Origin of the sequence: Cytobacillus firmus (assembly GCF_023657595.1) — a bacterium.
GTDB lineage: Bacteria > Bacillota > Bacilli > Bacillales > Cytobacillaceae > Cytobacillus > Cytobacillus firmus_B.
The window spans coordinates 3615786-3637905 of the sequence record NZ_CP098323.1; the positions used below are offsets into that span (position 1 = coordinate 3615786).

Genomic DNA, 22120 nt, shown 5'->3' on the forward strand with positions numbered 1-22120 from the left:
TATTATTCCCCCTTAGTTTTTTTAGGCATTACGGATACTCTATGGCTTGGAACATCCAGAGCTCTGGTTACTGCCTCAATAATCCACTTTTTCACTTGTATATTTTCAGCCCCTTTTGCCACAACCAGCACTCCCCTTATTTCAGGTTTCTTGGTTTCTATGACAATGGGAACCTCTTTTTCTCCATTTCGGACAATCACGAGCTGTTCCTCCTGTGACTGATCCTCAACCTTCCTTTTGCCGCCTTCCCGATCTGTTTCATCAGTTTTCTGAGTTTGCGTAGTTTTGTTTTTTTCAAGGACTTTCTTCTCTGTGGCATCGACATTCACCACAACAGTGGCATCTTCCACCCCTACGATTGCATCAAGCGCCTCTTTTATTTGGGCTTCATATACCTTTTCATAATTGGCGATGGTGTCATTTCCTCCGGATTTCTGCTGGCCGAAGACTGGCACTTCTTCCTCCTGCTTCACTTCTTCCCCATTTTTAAATACGGGCAAATCACCGGTGGAACCGTCTTCTTGAAACAGCGTATTGCTTATCAGCATGATCGCTGCCCCAAATAGGAGAACCAGCAGCAAATAGTGGAATTTTCCGGGCTTCTTATCAGACTGTCCATCCTTGGAAATTATCTTCTTTAACCATGTAAAAGGACCTTTTTCATTATCCATCCCTATCCATATTCCCCCCTTCTACCAGAACTTCGATTGAGTTTGCGTCTACATTCCATTTTTGTGCGAGAAGAGAAGCAATTCTTTCTGCATCTTCATGTTCGGGCCCGCTGGATGGAAGAGGTTTCCCGGCATTGATTTCCACTGTTTTAACCACTTCTACAGCTTCAGCTTCTGCATCTTCTGCTTTGAGTTGGATCATGACCTTTTGCAGGTTATCCGGGAAGGCTTGATCACTGCTTTCATCTACTAAAATATCAATGTTAGCAATTTCCAGACCGTACTGTTCCATCAACTCCTCTTCTGCGTCCTGTTTCATGTGGACAGCCATTTGTTCTAAAATATATGCATCACTTGAGGCTTGTATTTCTTTTTTCTTCATTTCTATTAAATTTTCCATATTTTTTTCTCCGGAAGCCTCAAAAACCGGCACGGAAACAAGAGCTTCTTCAAAATCACTTGATATAATTCTCAAAATCGGTGTAAGAATAATCGCTATTAATAGCAGCCCTGTCACCATTTTTGTATATTTCTGAAGCTTGGAGCTCGGGAGGAGCATATCTATGACAGTGGCAAGCAGAACAAATAATATGATGTTGGTAACCCATTCTTTTATGAAATCCACTTCATTCCCTCCCTACCTGACCATCATGGTCAAATTGCCGGCCGCTATTATAACCGTAATGCTAAGGAAAAACATCAGGGAGACAATGGCCAGAGCTGCAAAAACATAGATGATGCTCTTGCTGATTATATCCAGGCAGGATATGATCGGCCCTCCTCCCAACGGCTGCAAAATTGCTGCCGCAAATTTATATATAAACGCAATCATTAGAATTTTGATTGCAGGAAAGGCTGCAATAATAAGGAGAATGGTTACTCCTGCTATCCCAACAGTATTTTTCAAAAGCACCGATGCGCTGATTACGGTATCTGTCGCATCTGTAAACATTCTTCCAATGACCGGAATAAAATTCCCCGTAATAAATTTTGCTGTACGAATGGTAATTCCATCGGTAACCGCTGCAGATGCTCCCTGAACTGATATAACTCCGAGAAAGACTGTCAGAAACATCCCAAGAAGTCCAATGCTCCAATTTCGGAGCAGATTGGCAAGCTGAGTTACCTTATAGTGTTCAGACAAGGTGCTGACAATGCTTAACAGGGCTGATAAAAATAGAAGCGGAAGAATGACATACTGGATAAATAACCCGCTGACATTCATTAAAAACAGTATCACCGGGTGGAAAAATGCTGCAGATACCAAACCCCCGGAAGAAGCAATCAGCGCAAGCAGCAGCGGTATGAGAGCCATTATGAATGACACCATAGTTGAAATGGTTTCTTCTGTGTAGGTGATCGCTACATGGAAGCTATTCAGTGCGATAATAATCAACACCATGAAGACGATTGAATAGGCGGCTTTACTGACAGTGCTTTTTTCAAATGAATTCTGCAGCGACTGCAGGAACATGCTGAATACCGTCAGCAATATTAGAGTCCCAAGCAGTTTCCCGTTGACTATAAACTCATGGAATACAAACTTCATCGCGCCGCCAGCCCACTCTTTTAGTGAAAACTCCTTTTCTCCCTTTATGAATTCATAGAGACTCCCCTTTTGGCTCTCGGGCAAAAACCCTCCATACTCTGTTGTGATTTCTTCCCAAAAGCTCTTTAATTCATTAAGGTCTAACTTATCCACCTGGGATTCAATTAAATCCTGCGGGGATATCGTTTCTTCTGCTTCGCCGGTCTTAGGTGAGGCTTGTACAATTGGTGCCAGGAAAAAGAATAGAAATAAACTGAACCCTAAAATTTTCTGCATCCTTTGCTTCATTTTCTCACCTCTTTTAAAGGACCCTCTCTAATTCCAGCAATGTGAGCTTGTCCAGTCCTGCTGCCTGTCGTTTCAGCAGGCAGCCGGCTAGCTCGGAATCATGCGAATAATGGTTTCGATTAATACAGTTAGGATTGGTATGGCCATGGCAAGAATAAGAATTTTCCCGCCCATTTCGATTTTTGCTGCAATGGCTCCCTGTCCTGCATCCTTCGTAATTTGTGCAGCAAATTCAGCAATATAGGCTATTCCGATTATCTTTAAAATGGTTTCAACATAGACGATATTCACCTTTGCATTGACGGCAATCTTTTCAATCATATGGATAATGGCGTAAATTTGATCGACAAGAAAAAGAAAGATGGCACAGCCGACAAAAACAATCAGCAAAAAGGCAAAATTCGGCTTTTGCTCCTTAACAATCAGCGCCAGGAACGTGGCAACAAGCGAAAATCCGACTATCTGGAGAATTTCAATGGCTGAGCCCCCCTTTTATCCCTGAAACAAGAAGACTGATTTAATTTTTTGGAAAAGGTTATCTACAATGGAAGCAACCATAAATAAGATATAAATAAATCCGAAAAGCGTTACCCATTGGGCGTATTCTTTTTTGCCCACCTGATCCAGAATAGTATGCAAAAAGGCTACAACAATTCCCACACCCGCAATCTTGAATATGATATCTACCTCTAAGCCCATCTTTTCTCCCCCTAAGCTCTGATCAGCGTCCGGCAAATCAAGCCGGCGTTTCCTACATTAGTAAAATGATTAAGAGCAATCCGGATAAAAACCCCAGACTTTTGACCATTCTCTCGTATTTCACTTGTCTGTCATGTGCATCAGCTTCTTCACGTTCCAGGTGGGTAAGGGTCAGCATGATCTGCTTTTGCTGAGAAAGACGGTCATGTCTTCCAAGTGTTTCGCCAAATTGCTTCATGATTTCGAATTCCCCTTGTTTAAAGGCGGTCATTTTCCATATTTCCGTCAAGCTTTCTTCCCAGGCGTCCTTTACTGTCGTCTCGGAATCGGTCAGTTTTTTTGCAAAGGATTCAAAGAACCAGGATAAGGGCTTGGAAAGCTGGTCAGAAAGCCGTCTGGCTGCTTCATGAAGAGGTGTATGGCCATACATAATTTCAGCCTCCAAGGACTGAAGTGCCGATTTAAGCTGACGAAGCTGGCGCGGCCGTTCTGTCAGGTGCCTTGAAGCTTCAAACCCTGCCCATGTTGTTGCAATGATGATCAAAACAGCTCCAATAAGTTTCATCATTTACATCACACCCGCTTGATGCTGATATCTTGCACCGTCTGTGTTTCGTATGCAGTCAATGCTGCCAGGCCCATCTTTTCTGCTCAATTCAATAAATCGCTGAAAAACGCCCATTTCAAGTATGGCCTGTAAAGTCGGGCGCCTCTTAATTTCCTCCAGGGAATTTCCATGTGTAGTCATAATCAGCTTTATTCCGGCATTTACTGCCTCCATTATGGCCTCTGCATCTTCATGCCTGCCAATTTCATCAACAACGAGAACCTCGGGGCTCATGGAACGAATCATCATCATCATGCCCTCAGCTTTGGGACAGGCATCCAGGACATCAATCCTGTTTCCAAAAGTCATCTGGGGGATCCCATTCACACATCCTGCTATTTCGGAGCGTTCATCCACAATCCCAACCTTACTTGCAGGAAGGCCGCTGCCTTGATCACCAGATGAAATGATTCTTGCAATATCGCGCAGCAATGTGGTTTTACCAGTCTGCGGCGGTCCAATAATCATCGTATGCAGCCATCCGTCCCTGTAAATCCTTGGAATCAGCGTTTGGGCAATGCCGACTTTCTCTCTGGCAATTCTAATGTTAAAAGAGGAAATATCCCTGATCGCTTTAACCTTGCCCTGCTCAAGAATAACCTTTCCGGCAAGCCCAACCCGATGGCCGCCCTCAATCGTGATATAACCTCTTTTCAGCTCTTCCTCGAGTGTGTAAATCGAAAAATGGCTTATTTTATTCAATAAATGCACGGCATCCTCTGAATCAATTATATAAGGGAGAAAATGCGGTACGCCCCTTGCTGTCAGCTCAATAGGCCTCGAAATTCGGACCCTGATTTCCTCCAGATCCTTTAAAATTTTCGGAGGGATTCTCTGTAATTGTTCGGCAATTTTTTTCGGCAAAAAGGCTATAATCGTTTCCATGTCTGCTCCTCCATTCCCAATCTGATTTCGGACTAGCTTCTCATTATTTAAAATGTATGCCTGCGGCAAAACAATATGACTTAGATTTGAAAGCTTCACATTTATTTAGTACAAGCTTTTGCCTGAGTAAAAAAATATCTTTCTTCAAAAAATAATTCAAAAGGAACATAGAGAAAGGCTGGTGCCATTTATGAAAGCAAAATGCATTTACATCATGGTTATTTTTCACCTGATTGTTCTTGGTTTCTTACCTGCGGAAGGAATAGCTCATCAGAGAAATACAAACGGACCCCAAAATGTCATTCTGATGATTGGCGATGGAATGGGAATAGGTCAGATTGAGATTGCAAGAAAACTGGAATATGGGAAGGACGGTCGGCTGTTCCTGGAATCTCTGCCTCACACCGCGTTGGTGCATACCGAATCTGCCAATAATTTTGTGACAGATTCAGCTGCCGGTGGTACGGCACTTGCAATTGGAAAAAAAACAAATAATGAGATGATCGGAGTTACGCCGGATGGGAAGGAAGCAGACAGTATCCTTGATTTATTCAGAAAAAACGGTAAAAAAGCAGGGGTGATATCCACCAATTCAGTTACAGATGCAACACCCGCAGCCTTTACAGCAAGTGTTGCCAACAGATGGTCGGGACAGGAGGAAATTGCACGCCAGCAGCTGAAATCAGGGGTGGATGTGCTGATGGGAGGCGGCAGAGCATACTTCACACAGGAAAAGCAAAGCGGAAGGGATTTAATAAAAGAGGCAAAGCAACAAGGATATGCCTATGCCGGAAGTCGCGACGAATTGCTTAATGCCGAAGCCCCAAAGCTGCTCGGTTTGTTCAATGACGGATATATGAGCTTTAAACTGGACCGGCCTTTACTGAACAGCAAAGAACCCAGTTTAAAAGAAATGACTGAAAAAGCGATCGATGTACTCGCAAAAGGAGAACAGGGATTTTTCCTCATGGCGGAAGGAGCAAGAATTGATCATGCTTCGCACGCAGGTGATATTACAAGCATCTGGAAAGAAACCATTGAATTTGATGAAGCTGTCAAATATGCAGTTGAATGGGCAAAAAAGGACAAAGAAACACTGGTTTTGGTTGTCGCAGATCATGAGACTATGGGAATATCAGCATCAGAGCCGCTGAAGATACAGGAATTAAAGGAAATCAAGGCGACACCGCAGTATATGGTCAGCCAATTGGCAAGAGATGTAGAGAGGGGCATTTATCGATCAGAAAGTGTGAAGGGTGTTCTAAAAAAGTATGCGAATATTGATTTAACCCAGCAGGAGATTGAAGCGTTTAATGGAAAGCTAATGAACACAGGCAGCAAAGTTTATCCTCAATATTTAGCAGCATGGGAAATAGGAAGCCTGATTGCCGAGAAATATCATGGGGGAATTTTAACGGATACAGTAAGATCTCTCAGCTCTACCGGCGGTCATACAGGCAATATGATCCCTTTATTTGCTTATGGCAATGGGAGTGAAACTTTTACAGGAGTACTGGAGAATACAGATATACCGAAAAAAATTGCCGGACTGATGAATTATAGCTTGCATTAATATTATGCGCATTTTCTCTCTTTCTCCCGCGTAATTCTAGAAAGATACATTCATGAAAGCGGGGTGAGAAAGTTATGTATTATTATCAGCCATTCGTCCGCAATACTGTGCAGACTGGAAGGCATTCCAGATCCAAGCCAAATACTATAAGGGTTTCAGGTGAAGGAAAGATAGCTGTACAGCCAGATCAGGCTAGAATAAAGCTGGGAGTTTTAACAGAAGACCAGGAGCTTCAGAAGGCACAGGAGCAGAATGCTGCAGCCATTTCAAATGTCAAAAAGGCTCTTAATGCCATTGGAATAACAGATAAACAAATTCAAACGTCAGAATTCTCCATTTTTCCGCAGTATGATTTTGTGGATGGCAAGCAAATTTTCCGCGGGTACAAGGTTGAGCATATACTGAACATTACGGCCGATGAGATTGAAAATACAGGACTTGTAGTGGACACAGCAGTAGACAGCGGCGCAAATACGGTAAGAGGAATTACGTTTGAAACAGAAAACCAGCAGGAATTGTATCAGCAGGCACTAAGCATGGCCGTAATGGATGCATATAGAAAGGCAGAAACAATCGCTGCTTCACTAAGAGTCCAATTAATCAGAACACCAGTATCGGTTTCAGAAGGAAATTCAGGGATGGTGCAGCCTGTCTCTTTTCAATCCTCCGCTTTAGTTAAAAGTGCCGTCAGCACACCTATCCAGCCGGGAACAATAGAAATCGAAAGCCGCATCACGGCAGATTTCATATTCTACAGCTAGGAAATCTTCGGCTTATAATCGCAGTGAAAAAGCAAATACTAATAAGGCGGCACTGAGCAATTTTATAGAAAAGAGGTTATTGGATGAATGAAAATTTAGATGAATTTTTAAAAAACCAGAAAAAAGGCGACAGGGCTTATCTGGGCGGAACCCGCGATAACAGAACTGCTCCCACATCTGATCCTGATTATAATAATCGCAATGACACTGACATATCCCCCGGCGCAGAAGGCAGGAAATATAAAGGATAAAAAAATCCCGATTTCTCGGGATTTTTTTTAAACTATGCACGTGATACGTATGAACCATCAGTTGTATTGATAATCAGTTTATCCCCTTCGTTAACAAAGAAAGGAACTTGCACAATCAGGCCGGTTTCAACTGTTGCAGGCTTTGTTCCGCCGGATGCAGTATCCCCTTTAATGCCTGGTTCTGTTTCCGTTACTGTAAGCTCAACAGAGTTAGGAAGCTCGATTCCAAGAGACTCTCCCTGATAAAGCATAATAGCAACTTCCATGTTTTCTTTTAAAAACTTTAATTCATACTCAATTGCTGACGCAGGCAGCTCGATTTGCTCATAAGACTCATTGTCCATGAAAACATGCTGATCTCCATTTGCATAAAGGTACTGCATTTTACGGTTATCGATCTGAGCTTTCCCTACTTTTTCACCTGCACGGAAGGTTTTTTCCTGAATCGCGCCCGTGCGAAGGTTGCGTAATTTGGAACGTACAAAAGCCGCTCCTTTTCCTGGTTTAACGTGCTGGAAATCCATTACGCGCCAAATTCCGTTATCAACTTCAATCGTCAATCCCGTACGAAAATCGTTTACTGAAATCATAAGTTTGTCCTCCTAATGTGTACAATTAAAGAATAATCAATTCTTTAGTAGAATGAGTAAGCGTTTCATTATGATCATTTGTTATGACTGTATCATCCTCAATGCGGACACCGCCAAGTCCCGGTATGTAAATGCCAGGCTCCACCGTCACAATCATTCCGGGTTCAAGGATAACATCAGACTTAAATGATAATGCAGGACCTTCATGCACTTCAAGGCCGATCCCGTGTCCGGTAGAATGGCCAAAATATTCGCCATAGCCTTTACCTGCAATATAATCACGAGTTAAGGCATCTGCCTCTTTGCCGCTCATTCCAGGTTTGATGCCTTCCATTCCCCGCTCCTGGGCTTCCTGCACAATTGTATAAATTTCTTTCAGCTTATCTTCCGGTTCCCCAACAGCAACTGTGCGGGTAATATCTGAAACATACCCCTTATAATAAGCGCCGAAGTCCAAAGTGACAAAATCGCCTTTTTCAATAACCTTATCACTGGCAACTCCATGCGGAAGAGCAGAACGGTACCCGGATGCTACGATAATGTCAAACGAAGATGAATCTGCACCCGCTTTTCTCATAAAGAACTCTAATTCATTCGATACTTCCAGTTCCGTAATACCTGGCCGAATGACATCAAGAATATGTTTAAACGCAGCATCTGCAATGTCTGCCGCCACCTTTATTATCTTAATCTCTGAATCGGTCTTTATCAAGCGTAACTTTTCAATAGTGTCAGAAACAGGGACAAGCTCGGCGTTAACAGCTTTTTCATAGGCTTTATAGGATGAAAAGGTTACATGATTCTCTTCAAAACCAAGCTTTTTAATCCCAAGCTGTTCTGCCTGTGTAGCGACTTCTTCCGGAATTGCACCAGTATGTTTTACAATTTCATACCCTTCACATTGTTTGGCAGCCTGTTCCGTGTAGCGGAAATCGGTTATAAAGAGCGCTTTATCCGCACTGATTAAAACCACGCCCGATGAACCGGTAAAACCAGTCATATAACGGCGATTGTAATTGCTGGTAATCAGCATCCCATCAATCCCTGACTCTGTAAAGCGTGCACGTAATTTTTGTATTTTCTCCATATTATCCTCTCCCCTTGACAAAATCCATTAATGCATAAAATGCCAGTTCATACCCTTTAAATCCAAGGCCGACTATCTGGCCCATTGCAGCGGGTGCAATGACAGAAATATGCCTGAATTCTTCCCTGGCATGAACATTTGAAATATGTACTTCGATCACAGGAACCTGTATTCCTGCAACAGCATCCCTTATTGCGTAGCTATAATGAGTAAATGCCCCGGGATTGAAAATTATACCCTGTGTGCCATCTTCATTGGCAAGGTGTAGCCTGTCAATGAGTTCACCTTCGTGATTTGACTGAAAACAGATTACTTCTGTCTCATATGAAGCACCCAATGCTTTCATATTTTGCTCAAGCTGACCCAGTGTTTCTTTTCCATAAACACCTGGTTCCCTTTTGCCTAGCAGGTTTAAATTCGGCCCATTTAACAGGAGTATTTTCCCCATATTCAACCCCCTTTTTTAACAATTGCTTACAGGCTTCTCCTTCTATTTAACATCCTGATGAAAGCACTGAAAAAGAATGCCCACTTAAGAACATTCTATCATAAAGCAAAATTTCATACAGTTCTGATGTATAGCGCTTTTCTCATTATTTTTCATTATTCCATGCTAGAAAATTTACCGTTCGTCATTTTGCTTTAATCTGCAAATAAGAAGTCTGACTCTAATCCACTAAATTAAATCCGGATCTGTGCGGGCCTTTTTTTCATCTTCGGTTTTGCCTCTGAGTTCTTGAGCTTCATATGAAATGGAATACCCTACAAATACGCCAAATAAAATATAGAAACAAAGTGATGTAATAATTGTATTTCGCTCAAGATCCCAAAACGGGCTGATTCCAGGGAAGATTGGATTGAGAACAAAAAACACCAGTAAAAAAAGGGCAACTCCATAGCCTGCCCCCACGAAAATACTTTGAAATTTCCGCAGCGCTGCATAATAGATCAGGGCAGCTATAATAGATACTCCCCCTATTAGGAAAATTGAGATCAGTGTTCCAAGCCACCCCTCTTTCCAGGCTCCAATCGTCCAGGGCTCGAGAATGACATTAGGGCGAATTTCCGTGAAATTAAACACATAAGCAAGATAGGCCAGACCGCTCCAAAGAATGCCTCCAACCAGTCCGGTAATGACCACCATTGTCATAAAAGACATCGGTTTTTCCCTTTGATCCTGTTCCAAGCGCTCTTTTTCTTCTGCCACTTTGCGCCACCTCCTTTTCCTATTATGTCCACACACAATTATTCCATTGCATCCAATTTTAAATAAAAGCGGCCGGAATAATTTCTGCTGAAAAAACCGTTCATATTTTTTATATATTTTCCTGTGTTATAGAGGTTTTATGAGATTTTAAGTCGAATAAAATAATTAAGGATAAAGCTCTTTAATTTTGTGCTTTTCCGGTTATGCGAGTTCCGGGACTGGGGTGCACAGCATAAATTTAAGTATAAGCATTTTCGTGATTCTTTGGAAAACCTTACTAAGACTTATTAAAAGTTAATGTTCTTCTGTTTAAATTGTAAAGAAATAGGAAAATAAAAAAATGAAGAACAGCTTTCATAATTATTTCGATAAACTTTAGCTTATAGAGTTTAAAAGCTTATAAAATTGCTCATCATGCTTTTAGGGAGGTGGCTTTCTTGAAAAAACCATTTACATTTTATATTGTCTCCGGTCTTATTATTCTAGCTGTTATCGGAGTTGCCGTCAGCTTGATTTCAAATCCTGCCGGTTTTTTGCAGAGAATAGCTGTCATTGTCATCATTGGAGCTGTTGTATACTTTCTTTTTCAGCGCTTTAACAGATCTAATCCCTCAAAGCGAGAACAGCGAGCTTTTATAAAGGCAGCCAAAAAATCAAAAAGACGCTTTAATAATAAAGAATCTGGCACTGTTAATGGAAGAAAAGGATCTGTCGGTTCCATAACTTCTATAAAAAAGTCCAAGAAAAAGTCTTCTCCACATTTGACAGTCATAGAAGGCAAAAAAGGCAAAAAGAAAAATCGAGCCTCCCTTTAATCAGGGCTCGATTTTTTTATGTTTATATATTGTTTGACTTGAAAGCTCCTTAGCTTTCTAATTAGTAGCTCCATGAGGTAAAAAACTGCTCTGCACATTGCCTGCCGTGCTCTAGAAGGTCTTTTTTCTTCTGTTCAGTTATATTGAATTCCGCAGTCAGTACACCATCGGTTGGAATGAAAATAATATTTTGTGCATGCTTTCTCGAGATGTATCTTGCATCATGAGCGTCCTTCATCGTCTCAAAAAGCGCCGCATACATTTGTATGGCATTGTCGATTTTATTCGGGGGCCGTTGGCTTAAGTTATGACTTAACTTTATCCCGAGCACTGGCCTGGTTTTTTTCACATTTTCCTTATCAAAAAGCCACATCGGAAAATTGCTTAAAACCCCTCCATCCACAATCACACTTGTGCTGCTGAAGCCATTTAGCTTGACAGGCTCAAAAAAATACGGGAGGCTGCAGCTCATCCTGATAGCTTTTGCCACCGGAAATGAAGCTGGATCAATGCCATAATGCACAAGATCATCCGGAAGTACCATCAATCTTCCATTTGTCAGGTCTGACGCAATGACTCTCAGCGATTGAGGCGGCAGATCTGAAAATGTCCTAATTCCCCTATCGCCAAGTTTCTGAGCCATCCAGCTTTCCAGCTCAGATCCTTTATATAATCCCAAACGCCAATAGAGATTAATCCATTTTCCAACTGCAAAAGGGATAAATGTTTTTCTTTCATCAAGGAGCTTTTTTACTTCAAATTCATCGACGAGCTGATATATTTCCTCACTTGTATAATTAGCAGCTATTAACGCAGCCACAATGGATCCTGCACTGGTACCAGCAACCCGCTTGAAGCGAAATCCCCTTCTATGAACTGCTTCATATGCGCCGATTAAGGCAAATCCTTTGATGCCTCCTCCTGAAAAAACACCATCTATATACATGTAAGCCACTCCTGTCGATGTACTTGCTCATAGAGGAACCTTTACTTATACATCTTTAATCAGGAGCTTTTTAAAATAGTACGGCTGACAAGCAAAATTTCATAATTAAGTAAAATATTGCACTTCTGCTTCTGGAAAATATGAGTGTATATACTCCCTGATTGTATGTTCCAGATCCTTTGCTTCATCTGTCGGATAAACATACTTGCCTATACCGTATCTTCCCCACTTATATTTTCGCTTTTCTTCATCCATTTCAAGCTTTGTTTTCGGGTAGCGCTTTTCAATTACCTTTTTGGCCGGTTTCGTAAATCTGTGCTGGATCAATTCGAAAGTTAAGCCTTCCAGATTGATGCCATCAAGTTCTTTGCTTAACCTTTGAAAAAGTTCATGATAGCCTTCTCGCCAATCATCATGCATGTAAATAGGCGCCACGATAAATCCAAGCGGATAGCCGGCATTGGCTACTTTACGGGCAGCTTCAAGCCGTTCATCAAAAGAGGAAGTACCCGGCTCAAAGTTTTTTATTACATAGCGGGAATTGATGCTAAATCGGAACCGGGTTTTCCCATTATGTTTCGCATCCAGCAAATGATCGACATGATGATACTTTGTGACAAACCGGAGCTGGCCGTATTCAGTCTGACCGATAAATTCAATCGTTTTTTTCAGTGAGTGGGTCAGATGATCAATCCCTACGATATCGGAAGTACAAGCAGCCTCAAAGCGTGTTAACTCAGGCTTGCGCTCTTCCATATATTTGGAGGCCTGATCAAAGATTTCTTCGAGGTTTACATACGTCCGAATATACGGCTTGCTGCCAAGTGTGGTTTGCAGATAGCAATAATGACAGTGACCCATGCAGCCAGTTGCAAGGGGAATGGCATATTCTGCCGAAGGCTTGGATGTATCAAATTTCAGAGTTCGTCTGATTCCTACCACTAAAGTAGATTTAGCATTGCGGTATTTCTGCAATTCATTATCGCCAGGAATATTCCTCACCTGATTATGTGAAGTTGTTTCCCTGATTTCAATATTCATTTTCTCAAATTTTTCCTTTAGTTCTCTTCCTAATGGATACTCAAGAGCTTGAGGCTCTATATAAACGAGCTGAGGGATAAATGGCTTCATTGGATTAACCTCTCTTTGTCAATTTGTCCTGCCGTTTTATAATTTCGGATGAACCCTATGACTGTAGTATGAGCCAATTAATCCAACAGCAAAAAAAGAAGATGGAACAATTATTTCCATCTTCTCTAATTCGTTTTATTTATTTTTATGGCTTTTTCGTATAAATTTTTGTTTTTCGCCTACCAATGCTGCCCGTTGATTTCCGCTACAGGATGCTCAGCGAACCGCGGGGCAGGCGGTGAGCCTCCTCGACGCTGCGCGTCTGCGGGGTCTCACCTGTCCCGCTACTTCCGCAGGACGTTGAATAAGCTTCCCGGAAAAAACATCGCACGAAGAAAATGCGATAGCATTTTCGAGGATCTCGCACCTTCCGCTCCAATCAACTCAGTAAATAATTTAAAAATAGCAACAAACCTTGCGAAAACAGCCATTTTTATAAACCGCACTTCAGCTGGGCATTACAGTTTGTGCAAGTATTGCAGCCGCCGATTTCTTTGACTTTTCCTTTGCGGCATACCGGGCATGTATTGCCTACTTCTGAACCGATTGTTACATCGGTGGAACGCAGGTCACTGATTGTATCTACCAGCACAACATGCTGCTTTGATTTTTCTTTTTTGACTGTATCAGTACCATCAAAGCTGTTTTCTTCTGCTTTCAGCGTCAATACTTGAGAATCGCGTGATCCGTCCACATATACTGTTCCGCCCTTTGCTCCGCCGCGGTATAAACGTTCATACACCTTCTCAACCTGTTCAACACTGTAGCCTTTCGGTGCGTTGACAGTTTTACTGATGGAGCTGTCGATCCAGCGCTGAATTACACATTGAACATCTGCGTGCGCTTCTGGAGCAAGATCCATCGCTGCGATAAACCATTCAGGCAGATTTTCAGGATCTGCATCCGGATTGCGGTCTAAATATTCCTGAACAATATCTGCCTTCACTTCAATGAACTTGCCTAAGCGGCCGCTTCTGAAGTATGAGAAGGAGAAATATGGTTCAAGGCCTGTAGAAACTCCAACCATTGTTCCTGTGGATCCCGTAGGAGCAACGGTTAGAAGATGTGAATTGCGGATTCCGCTTTCTAAAATGGAAGCACGGATATCCTCAGGCATTCTCTGCATGAAGCCTGTTTCGGTAAAAGCTTTGCGCAGACGATTCGTTTCTTCAGGATTGTCACCTGTTAAGAACGGGAAACTTCCTTTTTCCTCAGCAAGCTCTACAGAAGCTTTGTAAGCTGATGTAGCAATGGTTTCAAAGACTTTATCAATCAGCACGTTTCCTTCTTCAGAGCCATATTCTGTTTCACAATAGATGAGCAGATCATGAAGCCCCATAACGCCAAGACCAACTCGTCGCTCGCCTAATGCCTGCTTTTTGTTCTCTTCAAGGAAGTATGGTGTAGCATCTATTACATTGTCCTGCATCCGTACACCTACTTCAACAGTACGTTTCAGCTTTTCAAAATCAACAGTTTTATTTTCTTTATCTGCCATTTCTGCAAGATTTACTGCTGCAAGGTTGCATACCGAATTTGGCGCCAGAGGCTGCTCGCCACAAGGATTTGTAGCTACAACCCTTTGTCCGTAAGCCTGTGCATTCGTCATGTCGTTTGCATTATCGATAAAGAAAATGCCTGGTTCAGCTGAGTATGTTGCACAGATGTTAATCAGGTTCCAAAGCTCTTTCGCTTTAATTTTACGGTGAACGCGGACTTTATAGCCTAGTTTTTTCCACTCTCTGACATCACCGACTTTATGCCATTCTTCGTTGTATGTTTTCATCGTTTCGGCATCATAGGATTCAACATCCGGGAAACGAAGCTCATATTCTCCATCATTTTCAACCGCATCCATAAATTCTTTCGTGAGGCAGACTGAAATGTTTGCTCCTGTAAGGAACTCAGAGTTATGAACACTAAAAGTACCGCCAGCTGCCAGCTTCTCCTCAGCATCTTTTATGATGTTTTCACTGAAGCCGCCATAGCCTGGAATGCTTTTATAATTAATAATGCCCTGATACATGGCAATTTCCTGTTCATTAAATGGAGTAAATTTTAATTTTTCTTTAGCATATTTTTTTATTGTTTCATCATTTGTATTTTCAAGAAGGAAGCGTAAAATTCTCGGGTTTTGCATTTTCGAGATGATGAATTCGATAATGTCCGGATGCCAATCAGACAGCATAATCATTTGCGCACCTCTGCGGGATCCCCCCTGCTCCACCAGGTGTGTAAGCTTCGCAATATCATCCAGCCAGGAAACCGAACCGGAGGATTTGCCGTTTACACCTTTGGCCAGTGTATTGCGAGGTCTCAGAGTTGAACCGTTTGTCCCTACTCCGCCGCCGCGGCTCATGATCTCCATTACCTGCTTGCGGTGCTCGGAGATTCCTTCACGGGAATCCTGCACGAATGGCATTACATAGCAATTGAAATACGTAACATCTGTGTCAGCACCAGCTCCATACAGCACGCGGCCAGCTGGAATGAAATTAAGGTTTTTCAATTCCTGATAGAACTTCTCAAACCACTCTTTTTTCTTTTCTTCGGTCTTCTCAACCGATGCAAGGCCTGTTGCGTTACGCTTGGCGATTTGCTCATAGTAGATTTCCAAAGGCTTCTCGATTACATCAAGAGGCTTTGTAATAATGCCTGTTCTCGATTCTTCCGGATCATCCAGCACTCCTCTGTAATCTTCCTCTACTAAAACCTTGGCTGTCTTGTTTTCCCAGTCAATATCGATGATGTAGCCTAAGCCGCGTGCAGGAAATTTGGGATCTTCCTTGATGGTGAGGACAACGAAGTCACCGTTTGTGAGTGTCACTTTCTCGGTGTCTTTGAAGGTATAGCGATCTAGCATAACCAAGCGGGAAACACCTTTGTGGGTCATTTTCATATCTGAGGTTACTGGGTGAACCTGAGGAAAGAGACGGATGTCCTTGTTTAAACGTTCAATGTTCAATTTCATTTTTTGTCCTAGAGCAACAGACATTGTTACAACTCCTTCTAAATTCAATTATCTAATTAATGTGTGTAAGTATTCTGTCAGATAGGGTAAATCTATCTGTTTTAAAAGAGTACCCTAAAGTTACCATAACTCAAACCCCAAAATCAATATATAGTGTCCTAAATATTTTCGACACCACTACATATTGTGTCTGATTCAACTGAATCTGATTTTGTCAAACTTAAAATATACTAAAAATAAAAGAAAAACAGAGTTAACAGCCGATTTCCGACAATTAACGATAAATTTTAACATATTTTGAAGCTTGCACTTTTTAAGAACAGCAATTGGAAAATTATTCATTAAAAAAAGAGAAAAAGCGACTTAGCCGCTTTTATCTCTTATAGTTCCAGTCATCGCTTTCATATCGTTCTTTTGCGATTTTTTGTACATATGCCATCTCTTCTTCTGAGAGCTCGTAAGGTTCCAGTACAATATCCAGGCCTTCCTCAAACCCCTTCTTGAAAGCTGCCTTAGCCTGTTCAAGAGTAATATTTTCTGCTGTCAGCTCATTTATGGCAACAGCTTTATTTTTAAAAGCCTTTTGCATTCTCTCTTTTACCCGGTCATTAGGATATTTGAATAAGCTGAACAGCTTGTCTTCATCCAAATCAAGCAAAATAGAGCCATGCTGAAGGATTACACCTTTTTGTCTTGTTTGTGCACTCCCTGCTACTTTACGGCCTTCTACAACAAGTTCATACCAGCTTGGGGCATCAAAACAAACAGCAGATCTTGGATTTTTTAGAGAGTCCCTTTCTTCAGCCGTCTTTGGTACAGCAAAATAAGCTTCCATCCCCAGAGCGTGAAAACCTTTTAGAATTCCTTCAGAAATGACTCTGTATGCTTCAGTTACTGTACTTGGCATATCCGGATGGGCTTCAGGAACGATAACACTGTATGTGAGTTCATGTTCGTGCAGCACCCCTCTTCCGCCTGTTGGTCTGCGGACAAATCCCAGGCCATGCTGCTTCACTGCTTCCATATCTATTTCTTTTTCAACCTTTTGGAAGTATCCAATTGAAAGAGTTGCGGGATTCCAGCCGTAAAACCGGATTACAGGTGGCATCTTCCCCTCACTGTTCCAATCAAGCAAGGCTTCATCCAAAGCCATATTAAAAGAAGGCGAACCTTCTCCTGAATCGATAAACCGCCAAACTTCTTTAGTCATATGTAACCCTCATTTTCAATTTCTTTAACTGGTCATTTGCGGTTATTAGTCTAACAAAATTCCAATGAAATTTAAAGCAAGTTGAATTTCCAGAACAAATTTACCTGATTTCCTTTACTCCAATCAGCAAAGACTTATATAATATTAGTTGGCTTACCTATGCGTGAAAGGAGAAAGACATATTGGAAACACTTTATTTCATTCTTATCATTTTGGGTGCAATCATTACCTATTCTGTCATAACATGGTTTTATCAGCGCCGAATTGTTAAAACGCTTACTGAAGACCAGTTTAGAGAAGGCTATAGAAAAGCCCAGTTAATCGATGTTCGCGAACCAAATGAATTTGAAAACGGCCATATTTTAGGTGCACGCAATATACCGCTTTCACAAATGAAAATGCGCATGAAAGAATTGCGTCCGGACAAGCCAGTCTACTTATATTGCCAGAGCGGCATGAGAAGTGCGAGAGCTGCCCAGTTTTTGCACCGTAAAGGCTATAAAGACCTTTCACACCTGCAGGGCGGGTTTAAAAAATGGTCCGGAAAAGTGAAGGCGAAAAAATAATAGTGTTATTTGAAAAGGCCCCGTCAGTTTGACGGGGCCTCTTGTTTATTATTGTTTTTGGTAACGAAGAACCGGCTTTCTTGCAGCCATGGTTTCATCCAGACGGCCAATCACTGTTGTATGAGGTGCTTCCTGAACAATCTCAGGGTTTTCCTCAGCTTCTTTTGCAATTTGAATCATCGCGTCAACAAAAGCGTCCAGGGTTTCTTTGGATTCTGTTTCTGTCGGCTCAATCATGATGCACTCTTCCACGTTAAGAGGGAAGTAGATGGTTGGCGGATGATAGCCAAAGTCAAGAAGGCGCTTGGCAATATCCAAAGTACGCACGCCAAGCTTCTTCTGGCGCTTGCCGCTTAAAACGAATTCATGCTTGCAATGTCTGTCAAATGGCAGGTCAAAGAATGGCTCAAGCCTTCTCATCATATAGTTTGCGTTTAGTACCGCATTTTCCGTAACTGCCTTCAGGCCATCCGGCCCCATAGTACGGATATAAGTATAAGCCCGGACATTGATGCCGAAGTTTCCATAATACGGCTTCACGCGGCCGATTGATTGCGGGCGGTCATAATCAAATTCATACTGGTCACCATTCTTAACTAAAACAGGCTTCGGAAGGTATGGGATCAGATCCGCTTTTACGCCGACAGGGCCAGATCCCGGTCCGCCGCCCCCATGCGGTCCTGTAAATGTTTTATGAAGATTAAGGTGAACAACATCAAATCCCATGTCTCCAGGGCGTGCCTTTGAAAGTACAGCATTCAGGTTAGCTCCATCATAGTAAAGCTTTCCGCCGGCACTGTGAACAATCTCTGCCATTTCAAGAATGTTTTCTTCAAACAACCCTAATGTGTTCGGGTTAGTCAGCATAAGAGCAGCAGTATCCTCGCCAACCACTCTTCTCAGGTCCTCTAAATCCACCAACCCATTTTCATCCGATTTAACCGTTACTGTTTCAAAGCCTGCAACTGTTGCGGATGCCGGATTTGTTCCGTGGGCAGAGTCAGGAACGACAACTTTAGTGCGTTTGGTATCGCCATTCGCTTCATGATAAGAACGGATCATCATTAATCCAGTCCATTCTCCGTGCGCTCCTGCAGCCGGCTGAAGTGTAACTTCATCCATTCCTGTAATCTCAATCAGGTGCTCCTGCAGATCATACATTAATTCCAGCGCACCCTGAACAGAGCTTTCATCCTGCAGCGGGTGTAAGTGGGCAAAACCGTTGAAGCGCGCTACATTCTCATTGATTTTAGGATTATATTTCATTGTGCAGGATCCAAGTGGATAAAATCCCGAATCAACACCATGATTTCGTTTGGAAAGTGCAGTATAGTGGCGCATGATATCAAGTTCTGACACTTCCGGCAGCTCAGGCTCTTCTTCTCGCAGATAGCCCTCAGGAAGAAGCTCGCCCAGGTCAATTTCCGGAATATCCATCTCCGGCAGGCTGTAGCCGATACGGCCTTCTGTGCTTAATTCAAAGATGAGTGGCTGATCTTCCTTATGCATGGTAATCCCCCATTTCTTTAACGAATGCATCGATTTCTTCCTTCGTTCTCAATTCCGTTACAGCAACAAGCATATGATTTTTCAGGTCAGTATAATCTCTGCCCAAATCGTAACCGCCAATAATATCCTTTTCAAGGAGCTTTTGATTTACTTCCTTAACAGGCTTATTCAGTTTGATGACGAATTCATTAAATGAAGGGCCTTCGAATGGGACTTCAAAGCCGGCGGCCTTGAATTGCTGTTTTGCATAATGGGCTTTTTGCATATTGGCAGCAGCCATTTCCTTTACGCCCTTCTTGCCGAGAGCAGTCATCGCTACAGATGCCGCCAGTGCGTTGAGTGCCTGATTGGAACAGATATTGGATGTTGCCTTATCACGGCGTATATGCTGTTCACGCGCCTGAAGGGTAAGCACGAAACCGCGGCGTCCCTGATCGTCTACCGTTTGTCCAACAAGACGTCCCGGCACTTTTCTCATCAGCTTGGATGTTACAGCAAAATATCCGCAATGAGGGCCTCCAAAAGCAGTAGGAATACCAAAAACCTGAGCATCTCCTGCTACGATGTCTGCTCCGAATTTCCCTGGAGGAGTAAGCGCGCCAAGAGCAAGCGGGTTGCTTGAAACAACAAACATGGACTTGTGGGCATGAATAATTTCCTCAAGCTCTTTTAAAGGCTCGACTCTCCCAAAAAAGTTAGGGTACTGTACAATCACAGCTGCGATGTCATCGCCAATCATTTCATTTAGGGCTTCAAGGTCAGTGGTGCCATCTTTATGAGGAATCTCAATCACTTCAATATACTGGCCCTTTGCGTATGTTTTGACTACTTCCTTCGATTCAGGGTGAACTGCGCTTGAGATTAATATTTTCTTCCGGCGTGTGCTGCCTGCGCTTAGCATGGCTGCTTCAGCAAGAGCAGTTCCGCCATCATACATGGATGAGTTGGCAACATCCATTCCTGTTAATTCACAGATCATGGTCTGAAATTCGAAAATTGCCTGCAGCTCTCCCTGGGAAATTTCCGGCTGGTAAGGAGTATAGGCAGTATAAAACTCTGAACGGGATAAAACATGATCGACAATGACCGGCATGTAATGATCATAAACTCCCGCACCAAGGAAAGATGTATTTGTGCGAAGATCAGCATTTTTTTGAGCCATTTTAGTAAGCTCTTTCAGTAAGGCTGTCTCTGATTTCGCCGGCTTGATTTTATATTCGCCCTTAAATCTTACACTCTCGGGAATATCACTGAATAATTCTTCCACAGAACTGACGCCGATTTTCTCAAGCATTGCTTTCTGGTCAGACTCTGTCATCGGTAAATAGCGATGTTTCATCATTTTCTCCCCCCGGTTAGTTCTTTTCTCTTTTGTAAAAAGGTGTTGCTTCAATCTTAGCCTTCAGCCGTTTGCCGCGAATCTCCACTTCCAATTCAGTTCCAAGCTCCGCATGCTCTTTCTTGATAAGAACAAGGCCGATGTTCTTTTTCAATGTCGGAGATTGAGTGCCTGTTGTCACTTCCCCGATCAGCTCTTCTCCCTTATATACAGGATATCCATGGCGCGGAATACCGCGGTCAATCATTTCAATTCCGGCCAGCTTGCGCGGCACTCCGTTTTCTTTTTGGTTCTTAAGCACTTCTTTTCCGATAAAATCCGCTTCTTTATTCACCTTAACAGCAAAGCCGATTCCTGCCTCAAGCGGCGTGATATCAGGTGAGAGCTCCTGGCCATATAGTGCCAGATTGGCTTCGAAGCGAAGGGTATCCCTTGCGCCAAGTCCGCATGGGAGAACGCCTTCTTCTTTGCCTGCTTCAAGAATTTCATTCCATAATGCGGCTGCATCCTTGGCATCACAGTAAACTTCAAATCCGTCTTCTCCTGTATATCCAGTTCTGGATACAAGGGCTTTCTTGCCTTTCAAATCAACATCCTGCTGGAATTTAAAAAATCCGATATCCGACAGATTCGTGCCAGCAAGCTTTTGGAGCACTTTTTCTGCAAGCGGCCCCTGAATCGCCAGCTGTGCCATATCTTCTGAAAGGTTTTTCAATTCCACATTGCCTTCAGCATGGTCCTGCAGCCAGTTGAAATCCTTTTCGATATTGGAAGCATTTACAACCAGCAAATAGTGGTCATCCTCTATTTTATAGACAAGTAAATCATCAACAGTTCCGCCATTTTCATAGCACATGGCCGTATATTGAGCACCTGAGTTCTTTAGTTTGGAAATATCGTTCGTCATCATTTTTTGAAGGTATTTAAGACTGTCCGTCCCCTTCACTTCGATTTCACCCATATGGGATACATCAAAAAGGCCTGCTTTTGTACGGACTGCTTCATGTTCTTCTTTAATGCTTGAAAATTGAACAGGAAGGTCCCAGCCGCCGAAGTCGATGGTTTTTGCTCCGTAATCCTTGTACACCTCAAATAAAGGCGTGCGTTTTAACTGTGACATTTACTCGTCCCCCTTAAATCTCTTGAAATTTGTTTTAGGAACATAAAAAAGGACAGAATATCCCCTCAATTATGAGAAGATCTCTGTCCTTGCACCTGAAAGTTTACCGAAACCGGCTGTCCCCTTGGGTGGCTTATTAAAAAGCACTCTCCAGAGCTGCGTCAAACAAGAGTTCTTTTGCCTGAGAGATTCACAGATTTTGCTTGCTCCTTCGGCGCTACTAATGTAGTCTCTCCCCTTGTTGTCATTCGCATTTATAAAATTTTCCAAGATGGTCATACTTATACCAAACAGAAAAAATTAAGCATCCATTACTTCGGTTCACTAAATGTAATGTGTTAACTT

Annotated in this window: 23 protein-coding genes and 1 riboswitch; of the genes, 5 read left to right on the top strand and 18 right to left on the bottom strand. The window is 42.5% G+C overall.

Features of this window, described 5'->3' with window-relative positions; translation table 11 throughout:
• Positions 1-2 precede the first annotated feature (2 nt).
• The 7 genes from spoIIIAG to spoIIIAA all read right to left on the bottom strand — a co-directional run bounded on the left by spoIIIAG (position 3) and on the right by spoIIIAA (position 4699).
• Positions 3-671, bottom strand: coding sequence for a stage III sporulation protein AG (gene spoIIIAG / locus NAF01_RS18310; RefSeq protein ID WP_250800947.1), 669 nt, complete (start codon positions 669-671; stop codon positions 3-5).
• Positions 664-1296, bottom strand: coding sequence for a stage III sporulation protein AF (gene spoIIIAF, locus NAF01_RS18315; RefSeq protein WP_048008238.1), 633 nt, complete (start codon positions 1294-1296; stop codon positions 664-666). Before spoIIIAF ends, spoIIIAG begins: the two co-directional genes overlap by 8 nt.
• A 12-nt stretch (positions 1297-1308) precedes the next feature.
• Positions 1309-2508 carry a stage III sporulation protein AE gene (gene spoIIIAE / locus NAF01_RS18320; RefSeq protein ID WP_197247539.1) on the bottom strand — a complete coding sequence of 400 codons (1200 nt, stop codon included), beginning with the start codon at positions 2506-2508 and terminating at the stop codon, positions 1309-1311.
• Between the two features lie 87 nt (positions 2509-2595).
• On the bottom strand, positions 2596-2985 hold the full coding sequence (gene spoIIIAD / locus NAF01_RS18325; RefSeq protein ID WP_172581968.1) for a stage III sporulation protein AD: 390 nt from the start codon (positions 2983-2985) through the stop codon (positions 2596-2598).
• Positions 2986-3000: 15 nt separating this feature from the next.
• The gene (spoIIIAC, locus tag NAF01_RS18330; RefSeq protein ID WP_009332905.1) at positions 3001-3207 is read right to left on the bottom strand and encodes a stage III sporulation protein AC; all 207 of its coding nucleotides are present in this window, start codon (positions 3205-3207) and stop codon (positions 3001-3003) included.
• A 52-nt stretch (positions 3208-3259) separates the two neighbouring features.
• Entirely contained in the window at positions 3260-3775 is a 516-nt protein-coding gene (spoIIIAB, locus tag NAF01_RS18335; protein WP_048008240.1) for a stage III sporulation protein SpoIIIAB, read from the bottom strand.
• Positions 3776-4699, bottom strand: coding sequence for a stage III sporulation protein AA (spoIIIAA, locus tag NAF01_RS18340; RefSeq protein ID WP_048008241.1), 924 nt, complete (start codon positions 4697-4699; stop codon positions 3776-3778).
• 190 nt (positions 4700-4889) lie between these two features.
• Here spoIIIAA and NAF01_RS18345 point away from each other — a divergent pair, with 190 nt between their 5' ends.
• The 3 genes from NAF01_RS18345 (at position 4890) to NAF01_RS18355 (ending at position 7284) form a co-directional block, all read left to right on the top strand.
• Positions 4890-6272 (top strand): alkaline phosphatase, encoded by a 1383-nt coding sequence (locus NAF01_RS18345; protein ID WP_250800948.1) that lies wholly within the window; start codon positions 4890-4892, stop codon positions 6270-6272.
• Between the two features lie 74 nt (positions 6273-6346).
• Positions 6347-7033, top strand: coding sequence for an SIMPL domain-containing protein (locus NAF01_RS18350; protein WP_226618340.1), 687 nt, complete (start codon positions 6347-6349; stop codon positions 7031-7033).
• A gap of 83 nt (positions 7034-7116) precedes the next feature.
• Positions 7117-7284, top strand: a complete 168-nt coding sequence (locus tag NAF01_RS18355; RefSeq protein ID WP_035329991.1) for a hypothetical protein — start codon at positions 7117-7119, stop codon at positions 7282-7284.
• 32 nt (positions 7285-7316) lie between these two features.
• On the opposite strand, the gene efp is transcribed toward NAF01_RS18355, so the two are convergent.
• The 4 genes from efp to NAF01_RS18375 form a co-directional block, all read right to left on the bottom strand.
• Positions 7317-7874 (bottom strand): elongation factor P, encoded by a 558-nt coding sequence (gene efp, locus NAF01_RS18360; protein ID WP_035329990.1) that lies wholly within the window; start codon positions 7872-7874, stop codon positions 7317-7319.
• A 25-nt stretch (positions 7875-7899) separates the two neighbouring features.
• Complete coding sequence (locus NAF01_RS18365; protein WP_250800949.1) at positions 7900-8961, bottom strand: M24 family metallopeptidase; 1062 nt, start codon at positions 8959-8961, stop codon at positions 7900-7902.
• 1 nt (position 8962) lies between these two features.
• A complete protein-coding gene (gene aroQ, locus NAF01_RS18370; RefSeq protein ID WP_048008245.1) occupies positions 8963-9409 on the bottom strand; it encodes a type II 3-dehydroquinate dehydratase in 447 nt (148 codons plus the stop codon).
• 228 nt (positions 9410-9637) lie between these two features.
• Positions 9638-10168, bottom strand: a complete 531-nt coding sequence (locus NAF01_RS18375) for a YqhR family membrane protein (protein ID WP_076258072.1) — start codon at positions 10166-10168, stop codon at positions 9638-9640.
• A 428-nt stretch (positions 10169-10596) separates the two neighbouring features.
• Here NAF01_RS18375 and NAF01_RS18380 point away from each other — a divergent pair, with 428 nt between their 5' ends.
• Positions 10597-10983 carry an SA1362 family protein gene (locus NAF01_RS18380; protein WP_282172653.1) on the top strand — a complete coding sequence of 129 codons (387 nt, stop codon included), beginning with the start codon at positions 10597-10599 and terminating at the stop codon, positions 10981-10983.
• 61 nt (positions 10984-11044) lie between these two features.
• Here the strand turns inward: NAF01_RS18380 and NAF01_RS18385 are convergent, their stop codons facing one another.
• From NAF01_RS18385 to NAF01_RS18400, 4 genes are all read right to left on the bottom strand, one after another.
• Positions 11045-11929 (bottom strand): patatin-like phospholipase family protein, encoded by an 885-nt coding sequence (locus NAF01_RS18385; protein WP_197247531.1) that lies wholly within the window; start codon positions 11927-11929, stop codon positions 11045-11047.
• Between the two features lie 105 nt (positions 11930-12034).
• Positions 12035-13060: a spore photoproduct lyase gene (gene splB, locus NAF01_RS18390; protein WP_250800950.1), complete on the bottom strand. Its 1026-nt coding sequence runs from the start codon at positions 13058-13060 to the stop codon at positions 12035-12037.
• A 433-nt stretch (positions 13061-13493) separates the two neighbouring features.
• The gene (locus NAF01_RS18395) at positions 13494-16055 is read right to left on the bottom strand and encodes a vitamin B12-dependent ribonucleotide reductase (protein WP_250800951.1); all 2562 of its coding nucleotides are present in this window, start codon (positions 16053-16055) and stop codon (positions 13494-13496) included.
• 349 nt (positions 16056-16404) lie between these two features.
• Complete coding sequence (locus tag NAF01_RS18400) at positions 16405-17241, bottom strand: lipoate--protein ligase family protein (protein WP_197213516.1); 837 nt, start codon at positions 17239-17241, stop codon at positions 16405-16407.
• A gap of 182 nt (positions 17242-17423) precedes the next feature.
• Here NAF01_RS18400 and NAF01_RS18405 point away from each other — a divergent pair, with 182 nt between their 5' ends.
• The gene (locus tag NAF01_RS18405) at positions 17424-17807 is read left to right on the top strand and encodes a rhodanese-like domain-containing protein (RefSeq protein ID WP_035329981.1); all 384 of its coding nucleotides are present in this window, start codon (positions 17424-17426) and stop codon (positions 17805-17807) included.
• 48 nt (positions 17808-17855) lie between these two features.
• Here NAF01_RS18405 and gcvPB read toward each other — a convergent pair whose 3' ends face one another.
• Genes gcvPB through gcvT form a run of 3 tightly spaced genes read right to left on the bottom strand, consistent with a single transcriptional unit; the run spans position 17856 to position 21775 of the window.
• Positions 17856-19316, bottom strand: coding sequence for an aminomethyl-transferring glycine dehydrogenase subunit GcvPB (gene gcvPB, locus NAF01_RS18410; RefSeq protein WP_197199198.1), 1461 nt, complete (start codon positions 19314-19316; stop codon positions 17856-17858).
• A complete protein-coding gene (gcvPA, locus tag NAF01_RS18415; protein WP_048008253.1) occupies positions 19309-20655 on the bottom strand; it encodes an aminomethyl-transferring glycine dehydrogenase subunit GcvPA in 1347 nt (448 codons plus the stop codon). The genes gcvPB and gcvPA overlap by 8 nt, the downstream gene beginning before the upstream one ends.
• 16 nt (positions 20656-20671) lie before the next feature.
• A complete protein-coding gene (gene gcvT, locus NAF01_RS18420) occupies positions 20672-21775 on the bottom strand; it encodes a glycine cleavage system aminomethyltransferase GcvT (RefSeq protein WP_048008254.1) in 1104 nt (367 codons plus the stop codon).
• Between the two features lie 159 nt (positions 21776-21934).
• Positions 21935-22023, bottom strand: a riboswitch (glycine riboswitch).
• Positions 22024-22120 lie beyond the last annotated feature (97 nt).

Bases quoted from the DNA above. Each gene is read 5' to 3' on its own strand.
- spoIIIAG (WP_250800947.1), bottom strand. From the start codon at position 671: ATGGATAATGAAAAAGGTCCTTTTACATGGTTAAAGAAGATAATTTCC.
- spoIIIAE (WP_197247539.1), bottom strand. From the start codon at position 2,508: ATGAAGCAAAGGATGCAGAAAATTTTAGGGTTCAGTTTATTTCTATTC.
- spoIIIAC (WP_009332905.1), bottom strand. From the start codon at position 3,207: ATGGGCTTAGAGGTAGATATCATATTCAAGATTGCGGGTGTGGGAATT.
- spoIIIAB (WP_048008240.1), bottom strand. From the start codon at position 3,775: ATGATGAAACTTATTGGAGCTGTTTTGATCATCATTGCAACAACATGG.
- spoIIIAA (WP_048008241.1), bottom strand. From the start codon at position 4,699: ATGGAAACGATTATAGCCTTTTTGCCGAAAAAAATTGCCGAACAATTA.
- NAF01_RS18345 (WP_250800948.1), top strand. From the start codon at position 4,890: ATGAAAGCAAAATGCATTTACATCATGGTTATTTTTCACCTGATTGTT.
- NAF01_RS18350 (WP_226618340.1), top strand. From the start codon at position 6,347: ATGTATTATTATCAGCCATTCGTCCGCAATACTGTGCAGACTGGAAGG.
- NAF01_RS18355 (WP_035329991.1), top strand. From the start codon at position 7,117: ATGAATGAAAATTTAGATGAATTTTTAAAAAACCAGAAAAAAGGCGAC.
- efp (WP_035329990.1), bottom strand. From the start codon at position 7,874: ATGATTTCAGTAAACGATTTTCGTACGGGATTGACGATTGAAGTTGAT.
- NAF01_RS18365 (WP_250800949.1), bottom strand. From the start codon at position 8,961: ATGGAGAAAATACAAAAATTACGTGCACGCTTTACAGAGTCAGGGATT.
- aroQ (WP_048008245.1), bottom strand. From the start codon at position 9,409: ATGGGGAAAATACTCCTGTTAAATGGGCCGAATTTAAACCTGCTAGGC.
- NAF01_RS18385 (WP_197247531.1), bottom strand. From the start codon at position 11,929: ATGTATATAGATGGTGTTTTTTCAGGAGGAGGCATCAAAGGATTTGCC.
- splB (WP_250800950.1), bottom strand. From the start codon at position 13,060: ATGAAGCCATTTATCCCTCAGCTCGTTTATATAGAGCCTCAAGCTCTT.
- NAF01_RS18395 (WP_250800951.1), bottom strand. From the start codon at position 16,055: ATGTCTGTTGCTCTAGGACAAAAAATGAAATTGAACATTGAACGTTTA.
- NAF01_RS18400 (WP_197213516.1), bottom strand. From the start codon at position 17,241: ATGACTAAAGAAGTTTGGCGGTTTATCGATTCAGGAGAAGGTTCGCCT.
- gcvPB (WP_197199198.1), bottom strand. From the start codon at position 19,316: ATGCATAAGGAAGATCAGCCACTCATCTTTGAATTAAGCACAGAAGGC.
- gcvPA (WP_048008253.1), bottom strand. From the start codon at position 20,655: ATGAAACATCGCTATTTACCGATGACAGAGTCTGACCAGAAAGCAATG.
- gcvT (WP_048008254.1), bottom strand. From the start codon at position 21,775: ATGTCACAGTTAAAACGCACGCCTTTATTTGAGGTGTACAAGGATTAC.